We start from the raw sequence: 14,820 nt of genomic DNA on the forward strand, positions 1-14,820 counted from the left end.
CGCTGCGAGGATGCTGAACTTCCTCGCCCGCCGACTTGTGCAGATCGTGCCGACGCTGTTCTTCGTCTCGGTGCTGATCTTCTCGCTGCAGCAATTGCTGCCGGGTGACCCCGCGCTGGTGATGGCGGGCGAGGAGCGCGATCCCGCCGTGATCGAGCAGATCCGCCGCCAGTACCGGCTCGATCAGCCCGTCCCGGTGCAGTACGCCTACTGGATCAAGGGCGTGCTCTCTGGCGATTTCGGCGAGTCGCTGCGCAACAAGATGCCGGTGCGCGAGTTGATCGCGCAGAAGCTGCCGGTGACGCTGCAGCTCGGCTCGATGGCGATCCTGATCGCGCTGCTGATCGGCATTCCCGCCGGCATCGTCGCGGCCGTGAAGAAGGGTTCCGCGTGGGACTACGGCGCGAACCTGTTTGCGCTGTGGGGCATCTCGACGCCGAACTTCTGGCTCGGGATCATGCTGATCTTCCTGTTTTCGATCGAGCTTGGATGGCTGCCGGCTTCCGGCTACGTGCCGCTCACCGAGAACTGGCGCGCGAGCCTGGCCGTCACCATCATGCCGGCCTTCGTGCTCGGCAATGCGATCGCCGCGATCCTGATGCGGCATACGCGAAGCGCCATGCTTCAGGTGCTGGAAAGCGACTACGTGCGCACCGCGCGCGCCAAAGGGCTGTTGGAGCGCACGGTGATCCTCAAGCATGCCATGCGCAATGCGCTGACCCCCGTCATCACGCTCGGCGCGCTCGAGCTCGGTACGCTGCTCTCAGGCGCGGTCCTGACCGAGCAGATCTTCTCCATTCCCGGCTTCGGCAAGCTGATCGTGGATGCCGTATTCAACCGCGATTATGCCGTGGTTCAGGGCGTCGTCCTGGTCACGGCCACGGTCTACATCACGCTGAATCTGGTGGCCGACATCGCCTACATCCTCGTCAATCCGCGGCTTCGGGGCTGATCATGACCGACGCCGCACTGCCGAGTCCTCTCACGCGAGCCGACGAGCTGGATAGCCCGGCTCGCCGCGCGCGTCGGCGGCTGTTCAAGCGCAAGGCAGCGGTGTTCGGGCTCGTCGTGCTCACGATATTCATCACCCTTGCCGTGCTCGCTCCGCTCATCGTGCCCTATGATCCCATCGCGACGAGCTGGAGCCTTGTGCGCAAACCGCCGACCTCGGCCCACTGGTTCGGCACCGACGAGCTCGGCCGCGACATCCTCAGCCGCGTCGTCTACGGCGCGCGCGCCTCGCTGCTCGCAGGCCTAATCTCGGTCGCGATCGCGCTCGGCATCGGCGTGCCGCTCGGTCTCCTCGCCGGCTACCGCGGCGGCTTCACCGACGCGCTGATCAGCCGCATCACCGATGCGATGCTGGCCTGCCCGTTCCTGATCCTGGCGATCGCGCTCGCCGCGTTCCTCGGCCCGAGCCTCGGCAATGCCATGATTGCGATCGGCATCTCGGCGACGCCGATCTTCATCCGCCTGACCCGCGGCCAGGTGCTCGTCGTCAAAGCCGAAGACTATGTCGAGGCCGCACGCGCACTCGGCAGTCCGCCGTGGCGGATCGCGCTCTCGCACATCCTGCCGAACATCCTCCCCTCGCTTCTGGTGCAGGCGACGCTCTCGATCGCTGCGGCCATCATCGCCGAGGCCGCCCTCTCCTTCCTCGGCCTCGGCCAGCAGCCGCCGGCGCCGTCCTGGGGCAGCATGCTCAACGCGGCACAACGCTTCCTGACCCAGGCGCCCTGGATGGCAATCTGGCCAGGCCTTGCGATCTTCCTCGTCGTGCTGTCGCTGAACCTGCTCGGCGACGGGCTGCGCGACGCACTCGACCCAAGGCAGCGCTGATTATTCCTCTTGGTGAGGACCTCAAATCACCACTTCCCGCAGCACGCGGCGGCAATCCATCTCGAATTCCAGATCGACCACCGGCGGACGGGCGAAATGCCAGGTCAGCCCGGAGCGGAGCGCGCCACGGCGGACCAACTCGTCCACCAGCGCATGGTGAAAGTCGTGCACGGAATAGGCCTGCACCCCGGTTGTATCCTTCCAGCCGAAGCCGAAGGCTGCCATCCGGTTTTCCATCTGCGACGTGGTGGTGAAGCGCACCTTCTCGCGCAGCCCCTCCGGGCTGAGGTCGCGGTAGCGCACCGTGCGCTCGACATAGGTGCCGCTGCCCTCGCGCGCCTCGGCGCCGCCGGCGATGACGAAGCTCGGCAAATTTGACCGCGTCGGACGCGTGAAGGAGAACGCATAGAACGAGGGTTCGGACGGCGGATCGATCTCGGGGCAGACATTGCTGCGCGCCACCGGATTGGTGCTGCCGTCGAAGATGCCCCATTCGGACAGCGTCTTCACATAGTGCAGATTGAACGCGCGAAAGCCTTCTTCGCTGAAGGCCGCTGGCGAGCGCAGCTCGCAGGCGCAGAACGCCGTCAGCGGGCGGCCCGCCTCCTGGATGAACTTTGCCGCCAGCGCAAATCCTTCGGCGAGCGGCACCAGGCGGTCGAACCGGACCCGCTCGATCTCGTAGCCCTCATCCGCGGCAGCACCGGCGGAATATTGGAAGACGGACGGGATGAAACGATAGTTGCCGGCCGAGAATTCGCGCGTCATGACGGACTCCTATTCCAGTTGCATGCGAGTGCCCTTGGCGCCGTTGAGCAGGCGCTTCAGGTGAAATCCGGCCAGCGGATCGTCGGCGTGCATGCCGACCAGCGCGGCGAAGGACGGCATGGCCGCGGCATCGCCGGCCTCCATTTTGGCAAACGCTTCGGCATATTGCGCCGTCGCTGGCGCCTCGAACCTCGCCTGCGGCAGCGGCTCGAATGCGCGCAGCGGCTCGCTGCGTCCGCGCAGCATCAGGTCGCCCACGGGACGGCCACGAAAGTTTTCGGCCCCATTCGCAACGCTGGCACTAACGCAAATGCGCGTTCCCAGGTGCTTGTTCGCCGCCTCAAGCCGGGCCGCAATATTGATGGTGTCGCCATAGGCCGTGTAGTCGAAGAAGCGGTTGCCGCCGAAATTGCCAACCAGCGCCGGACCGGCATGAGCGCCGATGCGGGTAGCTCCGAAATTCACGCCTCTTGCCTTCCAGCGCGCCGAAAAGTCCTCCGCCCAGGCGTCGAGAGCATGGGCACAGGCGACCGCGCGCGTTGCATAGTCCGGCTGGTCGCCGGGGGCGTTGAACAGCACCTGGATCGCATCGCCGATGATCTTGGCGACCGTCCCCTCATGGGCGAAGACGATCTCGGTCATGCCGCCGACATATTCGTTGAGGAGCTCGCCCAGGGTCTGCGGAGGCGCGGTCTCGACCAGCGAGGTGAAGCCTGTAATATCGGTGAACAGGGTGGCGACATCGCGCCACTGCACCTCAATGCCGTCGCCATCGACGTTCGCGGCCAGCCGCCTTGCAATCTCCGGCGAGAAGAAGCGCGACAGCGAGGCATGGGCGCGCTCGGCTTCCATCTGGCGCCGCCGCACCTCGCGCAGCATCTCCACATGGCGGACGGTCTTCTCGATCGTAGCTTCGAGGTCGGCGAAGTCGATCGGCTTGGTCAGGAAGTCGAACGCACCGCGGTTCATGGCGGTGCGGATGTTGCTCATGTCGCCGTAGGCCGAGACGATGATGGTCGACTTCTTCTCCTGGGCCTCCTGGAGCTTCGCGAGTAGCGACAGGCCGTCCATTCGCGGCATGTTGATATCGGAGACCACCATGTCGACATGCGGATTCTGCTCCAGCGCTTCCAGCGCCTCCAGGCCGTCGCGCGCGAAGATCAGCGCGAGCTGCCCATCGCGGATCTGCCTGCGGAATTTCTGCAGGATCAGCGCCTCGAGATCCGGCTCGTCGTCGACGAAGAGGATGGTCGCAGTCATGCGGCTTGCTCGAGCCTCGTGTCGATCTCCTGCCGCAGCAGCGCAAAGTCGATCGGCTTGGTGAGGAGCCCGACGGCGCCCCGTTCGATCGCCTTGCGGCGCGTCTCCGCATCGCCATAGGCCGTGATCATGATGACGGGAACATCGGGATGCGCGGCACGCACCTTCGGCAGCATGTCGAGCCCGCTCATGCCGGGCATGTTGATGTCCGACAGGATCAGGATCAGCGAGGGATCACGGACTTCGGCGGCGCGCTCGAGCGCCTCGGGGGCCGAGAGGGCAAACTCCATCTGAAACCGGCCGGCGCGCAGGTCGCGCCGGAACTGCTGCCGAAACAGTGCCTCGACGTCGGGCTCGTCATCGACGACCAGGATGTAAACGTTCAAGACTTTCCTCCGGAAGTGTCGCCCGCTGCCATCGTCCGCGGCAGCGTGATGATGAACTCGGTGAATACACCTTGTGTGGTGTCCACGTCGATCGTGCCGCCGTGTTGTTTCACCACGATGTCGTGGCTCATTGAAAGGCCGAGTCCCGTGCCCTCGCCGGCCGGCTTGGTGGTGAAGAAGGGATTGAACATCTTTTCCTTCACCTCGGCTGGAATCCCGGTGCCGTTGTCGCGAATCCGGATCTGGACCCTGTCGCCGAGATTCTTCGTTGCCGCGCGCAAAGTGGGCTCGAATGCATCGCCCTCGCTCTCCTTGCGCTTGGCCGCGGCATAGAAGCCGTTCGAGATCAGGTTCAGCAAGACGCGCGTGATCTCCTGCGGATACACCTCGATCATGCCGGCATCCGGGTCGAAATCGCGCTGGAGCGTGACGTTGAAGGCGGGCCTTTCGGCGCGCGCGCCGTGATAGGCGAGATTGAGGCTCTCCTCGACCACCGCATTGATGTCGACGGCGCGATGCTCGCCGGAACCCTGACGCGAATGCAGCAGCATGTTCCTGACGATGGAATCGGCGCGCTTGCCGTGCTGCACCACCTTCTCGAGATTGGCCCTGAGCATGCCGGTCAGCTCGTCGACCTCCTTCTTCGTCTTGCCGTCGAGCGCGGCCGATTGCAGGATCTCGTTGAGCTCGTCGATCAGCTCGGTCGAGACCGCGGAGAAGTTGTTGACGAAGTTGAGCGGATTCTTGATCTCGTGGGCGATGCCGGCGGTGAGCTGGCCGAGGGAAGCGAGCTTTTCGGTCTGGATCAGGCGGTCCTGCGCGGTGCGCAACTCATCGAGCGACTGCGACAGCTCAGTGGTGCGCTCCCGAAGCTGCTTCAGCAGACGCGTATTCTCAATTGCGATGACGGCCTGCTTGGTAAAGTTCTGGACGAGAGCGACCTGCTTATCCGTGAAGCTGCGAATCTCTTGTCGGAAAATGGTGATCGCGCCAATCAGATCGTCCTCTTTCAGCATTGGAACGACGAGGAGCGTCCGGGCCCCGGCAATATCTGCCATTCCAACGACATTGGGAACGCCGGCCTTGTAGGTCGGACTCTCTCTCAAATCACGGATCTGCGCCGGCTGATGCGTCGAAACGACTGCAGCCAGAATCGATCCTGGGTGTGGAAGGATCGGCGTCCGCTTGCGGTAGGCGGAGAATTCGGGCGGAATGTTGTAGTCCGTGGCGATATTGAATTTACTGCCGTCCCACAGATTCATCGTACCGAATTGAGCCCCGCAAACCCGCGTAGCATTCTCCAGCATCTTGCGGAACACCGGCTCCAATTCGCCGGGGGAGGAGCTGATGACTTCCAGCACTTCCGACGTCGCGGTCTGCTGTTCGAGCGCCTCCCGCAACTCGGCCGTGCGCTGCTCCACCTTCTTTTCGAGGTCGGCATAGGATTCCTGCAGGCGCGCGCCCATGTCGTTGAACTGGTCGGCGAGTCCTTCGAGCTCGTCGCCGGTCTTGATCGAGATGCGCTGGGAGAAATCACCACCGCCCATTCGTTCCGCGCCGCTCCGCAGCGCCTGGATCGGCCCGACCATGCGGCGCGCCAGGAAGATCCCGGCCAGCACCGCGAAGATGGATGCCGCGAGCAGCACGATTGCAAGGCGCTGCAGCGAAGCATAAAGCGCGGCATAGGCTTCCTCGACCGGCAGCTCGACGAACATGGTCCAGCGCAGCGGCTCGATCGGGGCCGATGCGGTCAGCACCTTCTGCCCCTGGATGTTGTGGGCCTCGGAAAGCACGTCTGGCATGGCGCCGCCGGCTTGCACGGCGCGTACCTGCGCAAGGCCGGACATGTCGGTGTTGCGCAGCACGAGACTGATGTCGGGATGCGCGATCAAGCGGCCCTCCGGGCCGACCACGTAGGCGTTGCCGTGCTCGCCGACCTTGATCTGGGACACGACGTCCCAGATCAGCTTGAGATTGACCTCGGCGATGCTGACGCCGGCATCCTTGCGTGCGCCCGCCAGCGCCAGCGTCATGTAGGGCTCGGACTCCCGGCGAAAATAGACCGGCCCGTAATAGACCTTGCGCGCGACCGCTTCGGTGAACTTCGGATCGCTCGACAGGTCGATCCCGCTGTCGAGCACGTCCATCGCCAGCCGCGAGACCCGCAGCCGCTCCTTGCCAGTCGAATCCACCTGGGCCAGCTCGGTGATCGCAGGGACCTGGCGCAACAGGCGCAGCGCGTCGAACCGGCGCTGCTCGATCGAGCCGCCCGACCAGGGCAGCTGCGTGGTCCAGCCGAGCTGGCTCTCGATCTCCTTGACGAACCGGCCGATCTTGGCAGCGGCCGCCTCGGCCTGCTCGTGCTGGACCCGGATCAGAGAGGCCTTGTGCTCGCGATAGTAGAAGTAGACCTCGAACAGGCCATTGGCGAGCAGCGCAATGGCGACGACCGCCACGAAAAGCGCGACGTATTTGGCGAAGAGCCGGGTCCGGATTCCGCGCCCCGCAGTGTCGCCGGAGGCGACCTCGCCTGGGGCCGCGCTCGGCAATGTCCCGGCTCGAGGTGTATCGGGGTGGAGGGACAGGCTCATTCCACGGAACCTAGCAAGAAGACCGGACCTTGTCTCTCGCAAGCGCGGCAAGGAGCTCGCCCGAGACCCAACGAAAAGGGCGGCAGCGGATCACCGCTGCCGCCCTTTCGGGACTAGCCTGCCGGCGGCCTCAGGTCGGCCGTAGCGCCTTTGAATCGAGGTCCAGCTCGCCGATCTGCTTGTTCCGCTCCGAATCGGCCGCCGCGCGATGGTCGGTCGCCAGCACCACATAGACTGCCGGCAGCACGAACAGCGTGAACAGCGTGCCGATCGACATGCCGGCGACGACAACGAGACCGATCGAGAAGCGGCTGGCCGCGCCCGCGCCGGTCGCGGTCAGGAGCGGGATCAGGCCGGTCACCATCGCGGCCGTGGTCATCAGGATCGGCCGCAGACGGATGCGGGCCGACATCTCGATGGCCGAGCGGCGGTCGAGCCGCTCGTTAACCTGGAGCTCGTTGGCGAACTCCACCATCAGGATGCCGTGCTTGGTGATCAGGCCGACCAGGGTGAGCAGACCGACCTGGGTGTAGATGTTTATGGTCGCCATGCCGAAGAACAGCGGGATCAGCGCACCGACGATTGCCATCGGCACCGAGATCATGATGACCAGCGGGTCGCGCAAGCTCTCGAACTGGGCCGCCAGCACCAGGAAGATGATGATCAGCGCGAAGCCGAAGGTGATGGCAAGCTGATTGCCTTCCTGCACGTATTGCCGGGAGTCAGCCAGATAGTCGTGGCTGAAGCCTTGCGGCAGCTTCTTGGCCTCGCCTTCGAGGAAGTCGACCGCAGCGCCGACGGTCACGCCGGGCATCGGCACGGCGGAGAACGTCGCCGAATTGAGCTGGTTGTAGTGCGTCAGCGAATTCGGATCGGTCTTGGTCCTGATCGAGACCACGGTCGACAACGGAAGCTGCTGCCCGGTGTTGGTCGTCACATAGTAGCCACCGAGCGATTCCGGGGACAGCCGCTTGCCGCGCGGCACCTGCGGAATCACCTGATAGGAGCGGCCCTCGAGGTTGAACCGGTTGATGTAATTGCCGCCGAGCAGCACCGCGAGCGTCGAGCCGAGGTTCTGCATGTTGACGCCGAGGTCCTGAGCCTTGGTGCGGTCGATCGTCACCTCGACGTTCGGCTGGTTGTAGGCGAGGTCGCTATCGGAGACGATGAACATGCCGCTCTTGCGTGCAGCCTCCTTCAGCTTCTCCATCTGCTCATAGACGGTCTGGAAGCTGGCCGTGGAATTGATCACCATCTGGATCGGCAGACCGCCGGGTCCGCCCGGCAATGGCGGCAGGTTGAACGCGAACGCCTGCACGCCCTCGATCTTGGAGAGCTCGGCCTGCACCAGCGGCTTCAAGGCGATCGACGAGCGTGTGCGCTCGTCCCAGGGCTTCAAGAGCATGCCGGCAATGCCGCCTTGCGGGCCGTTGATGCCGTTCAGCACGAAACGCAGATCGGTCTCGGGGAATTTCTGGAATTCCTTGTCGAGCTTCTCGCCGTAGAAATCGACATAGTCGATGTTGGCGTATTTCGGCGCCTTGGTCACCGCGAACACGATGCCCTGATCTTCCTCGGGCGCCAGCTCCTTCGAAGTGTTCATGTAGAGGAAGCCGACGAGTCCCAGGATCGTCACGGCGAACAGGCCGGTGATGGCCTTGTAGTCGAGCGAGCGGTCGAGCTTGCGGCCATACCACCGCGTCATGGCGCCGAACACCCGGTTCACCAACTTGGCGAAGCGGCCCTCTTCGGTGTTCTTCAGCAGCACCGAGCACATCATGGGCGACAGCGTCAGCGCGATCACGCCTGATACGATGACCGAGCCTGCGAGGGTAAAGGCAAATTCGCGGAACAGCGACCCGGTGAGGCCACCGAGGAACCCGATCGGCGCGTACACGGCGGCGAGCGTGATGGTCATGGAGATGACCGGCCCGACGATTTCGCGCGCGCCTTGTAGCGAGGCCTGGACCGGCGTCTTGCCCTCCTCCAGATGGCGATGGATGTTCTCCACCACGACGATGGCATCGTCGACGACGAGGCCGATCGCCAGGACCATCGCGAGCAGGGTCAGCAGGTTGAAGCTGAAGCCCAGCGCCAGCATCATCGTGCAGACGCCGATCATCGACAACGGAATGGTGACGACGGGAATGATGACGGAGCGCAGCGAGGCCAGGAACAGGAAAATGACCACGATCACGATGATGACGGCTTCGCCCAACGTATTCCGCACCTCGTCGATCGAAGATTGGATGAACTTGGTCGAGTCGTAGGCGACCTTCATCTTCATCGAGGGCGGGAGGTTGCGTTCGAGCTCGGGGAACAGCGCGCGCACACCCTTGACCAGCGTCAGCGGATTACCCTGTGGCGTCGCCTGCACGCCAATGAAGATCGCGCGCTCGCCGTTAAAGGCGACGCTGGCATCCGTGCTCTGGGCTGCAAGCTCGACGGTGGCGATGTCCTCCATCCGCACGAAGCCGCCGTCCTTGGCCTTGACGATCATCTTCTTGAACTGATCGACGTTGGTCAGGCCCGTGTTGGTCGAGACGTTCGAGACGATCAGATAGCCCTTGGTCTGGCCGGCCGCGGACTGGAAGTTGTTGGCCTGGATCGCCGCCGCAACGTCAGCCGGCGATACGTTGCGGCCCGCCATCTTCACGGGATCGAGCCACAGCCGCATCGCAAAGGTCTGGCCGCCCAAAATGTCGGCCGAGGCGACGCCGTCGACGGTCGACAGCACCGGCTGCACCACACGCGTCAGATAGTCGGAGATGGCCGAGCCCGACAGCTCGTCCGAGGAGAAGCCGAGATACATCACGGCCGTGGTCTGGCCGGTGGTCTTGGTGACGATCGGGTCGTTGGATTCCTTCGGAATCAGGTACTTCACTGAATTGGTCTTCGCCAACACCTCGGTGAGCGCCTGGTTCGGATCGAAATTCAGCTTGATGTAGACCTGGATCGTCGAGGTGCCGAGCACCGAGGACGAGGTGATGTAGTCGACGCCTTCGGCGGACGCGACCGCCTGCTCGATCGGCGTGGTGATGAAGCCCTGGATCAGGTCTGCGGACGCGCCGGGATAGACGGTCGTGATGTTGATGACCGTATTCGACAGCTTCGGATATTGCCGGATCGGCAGCACCATTGCCGCGCGCAGGCCGATCAGCAGGATCAGCAGGCTGACGACGACCGACAGGACCGGTCGTTTGATGAAAATGTCGGTAAAGGCCATCGCGGGCGATCTCGATTTCTTTTTTTCAAGACGCGTGATCCGGCCGGGCCGGATCACGCGAGGATATTGTCAGTAGCGCGGCGGCTGCGCCGGGATCTGCGGGGCCGGATCGGTCGAGATCGATACCGGCGCGCCTGATTGCAGCTTGAGCTGGCCGAGAGCGACGACCTTGTCGCCTACCTTCAGGCCCTTGACGATTTCGACGCGACCCTCGACCCGGTTGCCGGTCTGCACGAAGGTGCGCACCGCCGACAGGCTGGTCTTGCCGTCCTCTTCCTTCTTCTCCGTGATCACGAACACCGAGTCGCCGTACAGCGTGTAATCGACTGCCGTTTCAGGCACCGTGATCACGGCCGGCTTTTCCGGCAGCACCACGGTCGTGGTGACAAACATGCCGGGCTTCAGGATCTTCTCCGGATTGGCAATCGTGGCCTGCACGCGGATGTTGCGAGTATCGGTCGAGATCTGGGGCTCGATCGTGGTGATCTTGCCCTCGAAGGTGCGGCCCGGATAGGCGTCGACCTTCAACCGCACGACCTGGCCGACCTTGAGGCTGCCGGAATCCTTTTCCGTCACCGTGAAGTTGGCCCACAGCTCGGACAGATCGGTCAGCGACACGATCGCCGTGCCGGCGGTCAGATACTGGCCGACCTCGACCTTGCGCATGCCGAGATCGCCGGCGAACGGCGCGCGCACCAGCTTCTGCGAGATCAACGCCTCGGTCTTGGCGATGCCCGCCTGGGCCTGGTCATAGGCAGCCTGCGCGGTATCGACGGTCGCCTGCGGACCGAACTGGCGCGAGGCCAGCTGCTTGGCGCGTTCAAGCGACAGCTGCGCGACGGTCGCTTGCGCCTTGTAATTGGCGAGATCGCCCTGCTCGGGCGCGTCGAACAGTTGCACCAGCGGCGTGCCGGCCTCGACGCGCGTGCCCGGCTCGAACTTGATCGCGGTGACACGGCCGTTGACGTCGGCGCTGACGTCGACCTGATGCACGGCGACGAGGCTGCCGACCGCGGTGAGCAGGTTCGGCACCACCTCGGACTTCGCCTCGGCCGCGCTGACAGCGGTCGGCGGCGGCTTGTTGTTGGCGAAGAATTGCTTGATCATCTGGCCGCGGAAGTAATTGAACCAGACGAGCCCTCCGACGAGCACGGCCAGAAGCGTGCCAACGATGATGAACCAGCGCACTGGCCGGACCGGACGCTTGGGAGCCTTGTTGTCGATCGGTTGCCCCGAAATCTTGTTTTCGGCCACGATGTTCATGTCATGCACTTTCTGCAATCGCCGCCCGGTTCGCATCCGCGGCCTGATTGCGGCCCAGATGCGAAGCAATTGCGGCGTCGTTAAGTCCGATACCCCTCAGGAGAAACTCACAGAGCTGCCGCTCCAGGTCGGTCGCCCTGCCGTAAGCAAGACAGGGCGTGGCCGGCAGCCTGGTCAGCGCCGCGGTCATCACCGCATGATGCGCGAACCAGAACAGGTTGAGCGGATCGCCAGCGCAGGGCCGCGCGTCACCGCTCGCAACCGCACGCTCGAGCGAGGCGACGAAGACAGCGCCGATCAGCGTCTCGATCTTGGCATACAGCAATCGGGCGAATTCGCCGTCATCCAAATGGCTCGTGGCCATTAGCCGCAGGCGCTGGGCCTCTTCCTGATCGGGACCGTCGGCGATCTGGAGGAAGTGTTCGACCATGCCGCGGATCACCTCGACCAGCGTAGCCGTCGACGGCTCGCGCTCGAGCAGCTCCATCAGAGCGGGATCCGCCTCGCATTCGTCGCTGAGGATCTCGGCGTAGAGCGCCGCCTTGGACGGGAAATGCTTGAACAGCAGCGCTTCAGAAATGGCAGCGGCGGCCGCCACGCTCTTGGTCGTGGTGCCGTTATAGCCGTGTCGGGCAAAGCAGCGCTTTGCGGCGCCGAGGATCAATTGACGCCTCAGGTCGCTCGTCATACGCAATGAGCTCATGCTGGGTGAGTAAGCACTCACCCACGCAGGAGTCAAGCACTATGTTGCATCGCAACCTGCGTGCGACCTAGAATCAATGGAAATTGGCCGAGCCTGCACGGCCCGCGTGCAGACGTTCAGCAAGGGATTGGCGGACCGCCTAGATCGGCTGGAAGCCCAGGTCAGCACGGATCCGGTTGACGATGTAGGTCCCGTCCCGCGTCGGCAGAATCCGCTCCAGGCCGGCGCTGTCGATCTTCACATTGGCAAAGCGCGGACCCGCAGAGACGTCGTGGACGGCTTTGGCGAAGGCTTCGACTTCGGCCATGGTCGTGACAGCCCGGCTGTCGTTAATGCCGCAAGCCCTGGCGATGCCGACGAGGTCGGCGGCGGCGGAGGTGTGGCTGGTTTGGCCGCCGGTCTCGCCATAGGCCTCGTTGTCGAGCACTGCGATCGAGAGGTTGGCCGGCTTCTGCAGGCCGATGGTGGCAAGGCTGCCCATGCCCATCAGCATCTCGCCGTCGCCGGTGATGACCAATACCGGCAGCTTCGGCTGCGCCAGCGCCAGACCCAGCCCGATCATCGCGGCGCCGCCCATGCCGCCCCAGAGGTAGAAGTTGCGGGCGTGGTCGCCGGCGGCGCACATGTCGTTGGTGGAAGCGCCAAGGCCGCCGATCGCGACGACGTTCTTGCGGTTCGCCAGCAACGTGGACACCACCTGCCGGCGGTCGAGGAGATTGGCCTTGCTCATTTGGTGAAAACCTTGGCGCCGATCAGGCGCTGCGACAGAAGGACGGCGGTTGGCGTCAGCGCGTTGTAGGCCTGCGCCGCGGCCGCTTCCAAGACGGCAGGCACCTCGGCAGCGTGCGAGGCGCGCAGCACCTTGACGCCGGAGAGCTCGAACACGCCTTGCGTGGTCGAGCCCATCGGCACCTGCCACGGATTGAACTCGCCCCACTCGCCGCGCATCGTCACGAGCGTGAGGAACGGAAAGCGCAGGATCGGGATCAGCGACAGCATGTTGATGCAATTGCCGACGCCGCTCGATTGCATCAGCAGCACGCCGCGCTGTCCGCCCGCCCAGGCGCCGGCGAGCAGCGCCACGCCTTCCTCCTCCGTCGTCAGCGCAATGCCGCGCATGGTGGATGAGGCCAATACGCGCTGGATCAGCTTGGAATGACCGGCGTCCGGAACGTAAGGCACCTGCCGGACGTCAAAGCGCTGGAGGGTCGCGAAAATATCGTCGGGCCAGTTCGGCGCCGTGTCGGCAGCGTCAGCGCGTGCGTGCATTTTCCTGTCCGGTCGGCTAGCAAGGTAGAAAGACTGTAGACGCATGCATGCGCCGACCAGAACAACAAAAACGGCATATCGGCTTTAACCGGCGAGTATAACGGGATGAACGCAGATGCGAAGGCGCTGGCGGCAAGCTTCGACCTCGAGAAGCTGACGCCGGAGTTCTACGACAACCCCTATCCGACCTATCGTGCACTGCGGGAGAACGAGCCGGTCAAGCGCCTGCGCAACGGCACCGTGTTCCTGACCCGCTACGATGATCTCGTCACCACCTACAAGAACACCAAGTCGTTCAGCTCGGACAAGAAGCGCGAGTTCGCGCCGAAATACGGCGACACCCTGCTCTACGAGCATCACACCACCAGCCTCGTCTTCAACGATCCACCGTCCCATACCCGCGTGCGCCGCCTGATCATGGGCGCGCTGTCGCCGCGCGCGATCGCCAGCATGGAGGGGGACCTGATCAAGCTGGTCGACGGCCTGCTCGATGCCATCGAAACCAAGGGCGCTTGCGAACTGATCGAGGATTTTGCCGCTTCGATTCCCATCGAGGTGATCGGCAACCTGCTCGACGTGCCTCACGAGGAGCGCGGGCCGCTGCGCGACTGGTCGCTGGCGATCCTGGGTGCTCTCGAACCTGTAGTGTCGCCCGAAGTAGCTGCGCGCGGCAACAAGGCGGTGGCGGACTTCCTCGCCTATCTGCAGACGCTGGTGTCGCGGCGGCGCGCGAAGCCGGGCAATCCCGAGCGCGACGTGCTGACGCGTTTGATCCAGGGGGAAGAGAACGGCGAGCGGCTGACCGAGAAGGAGCTTCTGCACAATTGCATCTTCCTGCTCAATGCCGGCCACGAGACCACCACCAACCTGATCGGCAACGGCCTCGTGGCGCTCGACCGCCATCCCGACCAGAAGCAGCGCCTGATCGAGAACCCGGACATGATCAAGACTGCGGTCGAGGAGATGTTGCGCTACGAGAGCTCCAACCAGCTCGGCAACCGCATGACCACCGAGAAGGTCGAGCTCGGCGGCGTCATGCTCGATGCCGGCACGTCGGTGACGCTGTGCATCGGGGCTGCCAATCGCGACCCCGCGCAGTTTCCCGACCCCGAGCGTTTCGATATCGCGCGCACGCCGAACCGGCACCTCGCCTTCGCCACAGGCGCGCATCAATGCGCAGGCATGGCCCTGGCGCGGCTGGAGGGGGCGATTGCGATCTCGCGCTTCCTGGCGCGCTTTCCGAACTATGCCGTCAGCGGTCAGCCGGTGCGCGGCGGACGGGTGCGGTTCCGCGGCTTTTTGAGCGTGCCCTGCGCGCTTGGCTGAGGGGCCGGCAACCAAACTGCGAAAACAACCCCATGCACAGTAGAGCCTGGGTCGCGGAACGGTGCCCTGTGGCCCGGCAGAACCACCTGACATTTCGGGACTATCAGGCCGCGCCGCGCCATCGGCGCATCAAGGCTTCCGAGCTGACAAACCGATACCCACATTCATTTGGGCGCGACCCGCTGGTGC

At 64.2% G+C, this 14,820-nt stretch carries 12 protein-coding genes; 3 read left to right on the plus strand and 9 right to left on the minus strand.

Translation table 11 applies throughout. From position 1 onward, the window contains the following. Nucleotides 1-10 precede the first annotated feature (10 nt). Both ACTEK7_RS09940 and ACTEK7_RS09945 read left to right on the plus strand, forming a co-directional pair. Complete coding sequence (locus ACTEK7_RS09940) at nt 11-952, plus strand: ABC transporter permease (protein ID WP_025034874.1); 942 nt, start codon at nt 11-13, stop codon at nt 950-952. A 2-nt stretch (nt 953-954) separates the two neighbouring features. Continuing rightward, on the plus strand, nt 955-1,839 hold the full coding sequence (locus ACTEK7_RS09945) for an ABC transporter permease (protein WP_036025794.1): 885 nt from the start codon (nt 955-957) through the stop codon (nt 1,837-1,839). 21 nt (nt 1,840-1,860) lie between these two features. On the opposite strand, the gene cnbZ is transcribed toward ACTEK7_RS09945, so the two are convergent. The 9 genes from cnbZ to ACTEK7_RS09990 form a co-directional block, all read right to left on the minus strand. Next, a complete protein-coding gene (gene cnbZ, locus ACTEK7_RS09950; RefSeq protein WP_036025796.1) occupies nt 1,861-2,607 on the minus strand; it encodes a 2-amino-5-chloromuconate deaminase CnbZ in 747 nt (248 codons plus the stop codon). Between the two features lie 9 nt (nt 2,608-2,616). Next, complete coding sequence (locus tag ACTEK7_RS09955; RefSeq protein WP_036004735.1) at nt 2,617-3,867, minus strand: adenylate/guanylate cyclase domain-containing protein; 1,251 nt, start codon at nt 3,865-3,867, stop codon at nt 2,617-2,619. Beyond that, complete coding sequence (locus ACTEK7_RS09960) at nt 3,864-4,253, minus strand: response regulator (RefSeq protein ID WP_025034870.1); 390 nt, start codon at nt 4,251-4,253, stop codon at nt 3,864-3,866. Before ACTEK7_RS09960 ends, ACTEK7_RS09955 begins: the two co-directional genes overlap by 4 nt. Beyond that, nucleotides 4,250-6,844 carry an ATP-binding protein gene (locus tag ACTEK7_RS09965; protein ID WP_036025799.1) on the minus strand — a complete coding sequence of 865 codons (2,595 nt, stop codon included), beginning with the start codon at nt 6,842-6,844 and terminating at the stop codon, nt 4,250-4,252. Before ACTEK7_RS09965 ends, ACTEK7_RS09960 begins: the two co-directional genes overlap by 4 nt. A gap of 130 nt (nt 6,845-6,974) precedes the next feature. Next, nucleotides 6,975-10,070 (minus strand): MexW/MexI family multidrug efflux RND transporter permease subunit, encoded by a 3,096-nt coding sequence (locus ACTEK7_RS09970; protein ID WP_036025801.1) that lies wholly within the window; start codon nt 10,068-10,070, stop codon nt 6,975-6,977. Nucleotides 10,071-10,139: 69 nt separating this feature from the next. Continuing rightward, the gene (locus ACTEK7_RS09975; RefSeq protein WP_036004727.1) at nt 10,140-11,333 is read right to left on the minus strand and encodes an efflux RND transporter periplasmic adaptor subunit; all 1,194 of its coding nucleotides are present in this window, start codon (nt 11,331-11,333) and stop codon (nt 10,140-10,142) included. 1 nt (nt 11,334) lies between these two features. Continuing rightward, nucleotides 11,335-12,036: a TetR/AcrR family transcriptional regulator gene (locus tag ACTEK7_RS09980; protein WP_063822469.1), complete on the minus strand. Its 702-nt coding sequence runs from the start codon at nt 12,034-12,036 to the stop codon at nt 11,335-11,337. Nucleotides 12,037-12,175: 139 nt separating this feature from the next. Continuing rightward, the gene (locus tag ACTEK7_RS09985) at nt 12,176-12,766 is read right to left on the minus strand and encodes a thiamine pyrophosphate-dependent enzyme (protein ID WP_036043107.1); all 591 of its coding nucleotides are present in this window, start codon (nt 12,764-12,766) and stop codon (nt 12,176-12,178) included. Beyond that, nucleotides 12,763-13,305: a phosphonopyruvate decarboxylase gene (locus ACTEK7_RS09990; RefSeq protein WP_036004713.1), complete on the minus strand. Its 543-nt coding sequence runs from the start codon at nt 13,303-13,305 to the stop codon at nt 12,763-12,765. The genes ACTEK7_RS09985 and ACTEK7_RS09990 overlap by 4 nt, the downstream gene beginning before the upstream one ends. A 105-nt stretch (nt 13,306-13,410) precedes the next feature. Here ACTEK7_RS09990 and ACTEK7_RS09995 point away from each other — a divergent pair, with 105 nt between their 5' ends. Beyond that, the gene (locus ACTEK7_RS09995) at nt 13,411-14,631 is read left to right on the plus strand and encodes a cytochrome P450 (protein WP_109144523.1); all 1,221 of its coding nucleotides are present in this window, start codon (nt 13,411-13,413) and stop codon (nt 14,629-14,631) included. Nucleotides 14,632-14,820 lie beyond the last annotated feature (189 nt).

This window comes from Bradyrhizobium sp. JHI2711 (genome assembly GCF_056156565.1).

Excerpts from the sequence above, each read along its gene's own strand:
- ACTEK7_RS09940 (WP_025034874.1), top strand. The coding sequence starts at position 11 with ATGCTGAACTTCCTCGCCCGCCGACTTGTGCAGATCGTGCCGACGCTG.
- ACTEK7_RS09945 (WP_036025794.1), top strand. The coding sequence starts at position 955 with ATGACCGACGCCGCACTGCCGAGTCCTCTCACGCGAGCCGACGAGCTG.
- cnbZ (WP_036025796.1), bottom strand. The coding sequence starts at position 2,607 with ATGACGCGCGAATTCTCGGCCGGCAACTATCGTTTCATCCCGTCCGTC.
- ACTEK7_RS09955 (WP_036004735.1), bottom strand. The coding sequence starts at position 3,867 with ATGACTGCGACCATCCTCTTCGTCGACGACGAGCCGGATCTCGAGGCG.
- ACTEK7_RS09965 (WP_036025799.1), bottom strand. The coding sequence starts at position 6,844 with ATGAGCCTGTCCCTCCACCCCGATACACCTCGAGCCGGGACATTGCCG.
- ACTEK7_RS09970 (WP_036025801.1), bottom strand. The coding sequence starts at position 10,070 with ATGGCCTTTACCGACATTTTCATCAAACGACCGGTCCTGTCGGTCGTC.
- ACTEK7_RS09975 (WP_036004727.1), bottom strand. The coding sequence starts at position 11,333 with ATGAACATCGTGGCCGAAAACAAGATTTCGGGGCAACCGATCGACAAC.
- ACTEK7_RS09980 (WP_063822469.1), bottom strand. The coding sequence starts at position 12,036 with ATGAGCTCATTGCGTATGACGAGCGACCTGAGGCGTCAATTGATCCTC.
- ACTEK7_RS09985 (WP_036043107.1), bottom strand. The coding sequence starts at position 12,766 with ATGAGCAAGGCCAATCTCCTCGACCGCCGGCAGGTGGTGTCCACGTTG.
- ACTEK7_RS09990 (WP_036004713.1), bottom strand. The coding sequence starts at position 13,305 with ATGCACGCACGCGCTGACGCTGCCGACACGGCGCCGAACTGGCCCGAC.
- ACTEK7_RS09995 (WP_109144523.1), top strand. The coding sequence starts at position 13,411 with ATGAACGCAGATGCGAAGGCGCTGGCGGCAAGCTTCGACCTCGAGAAG.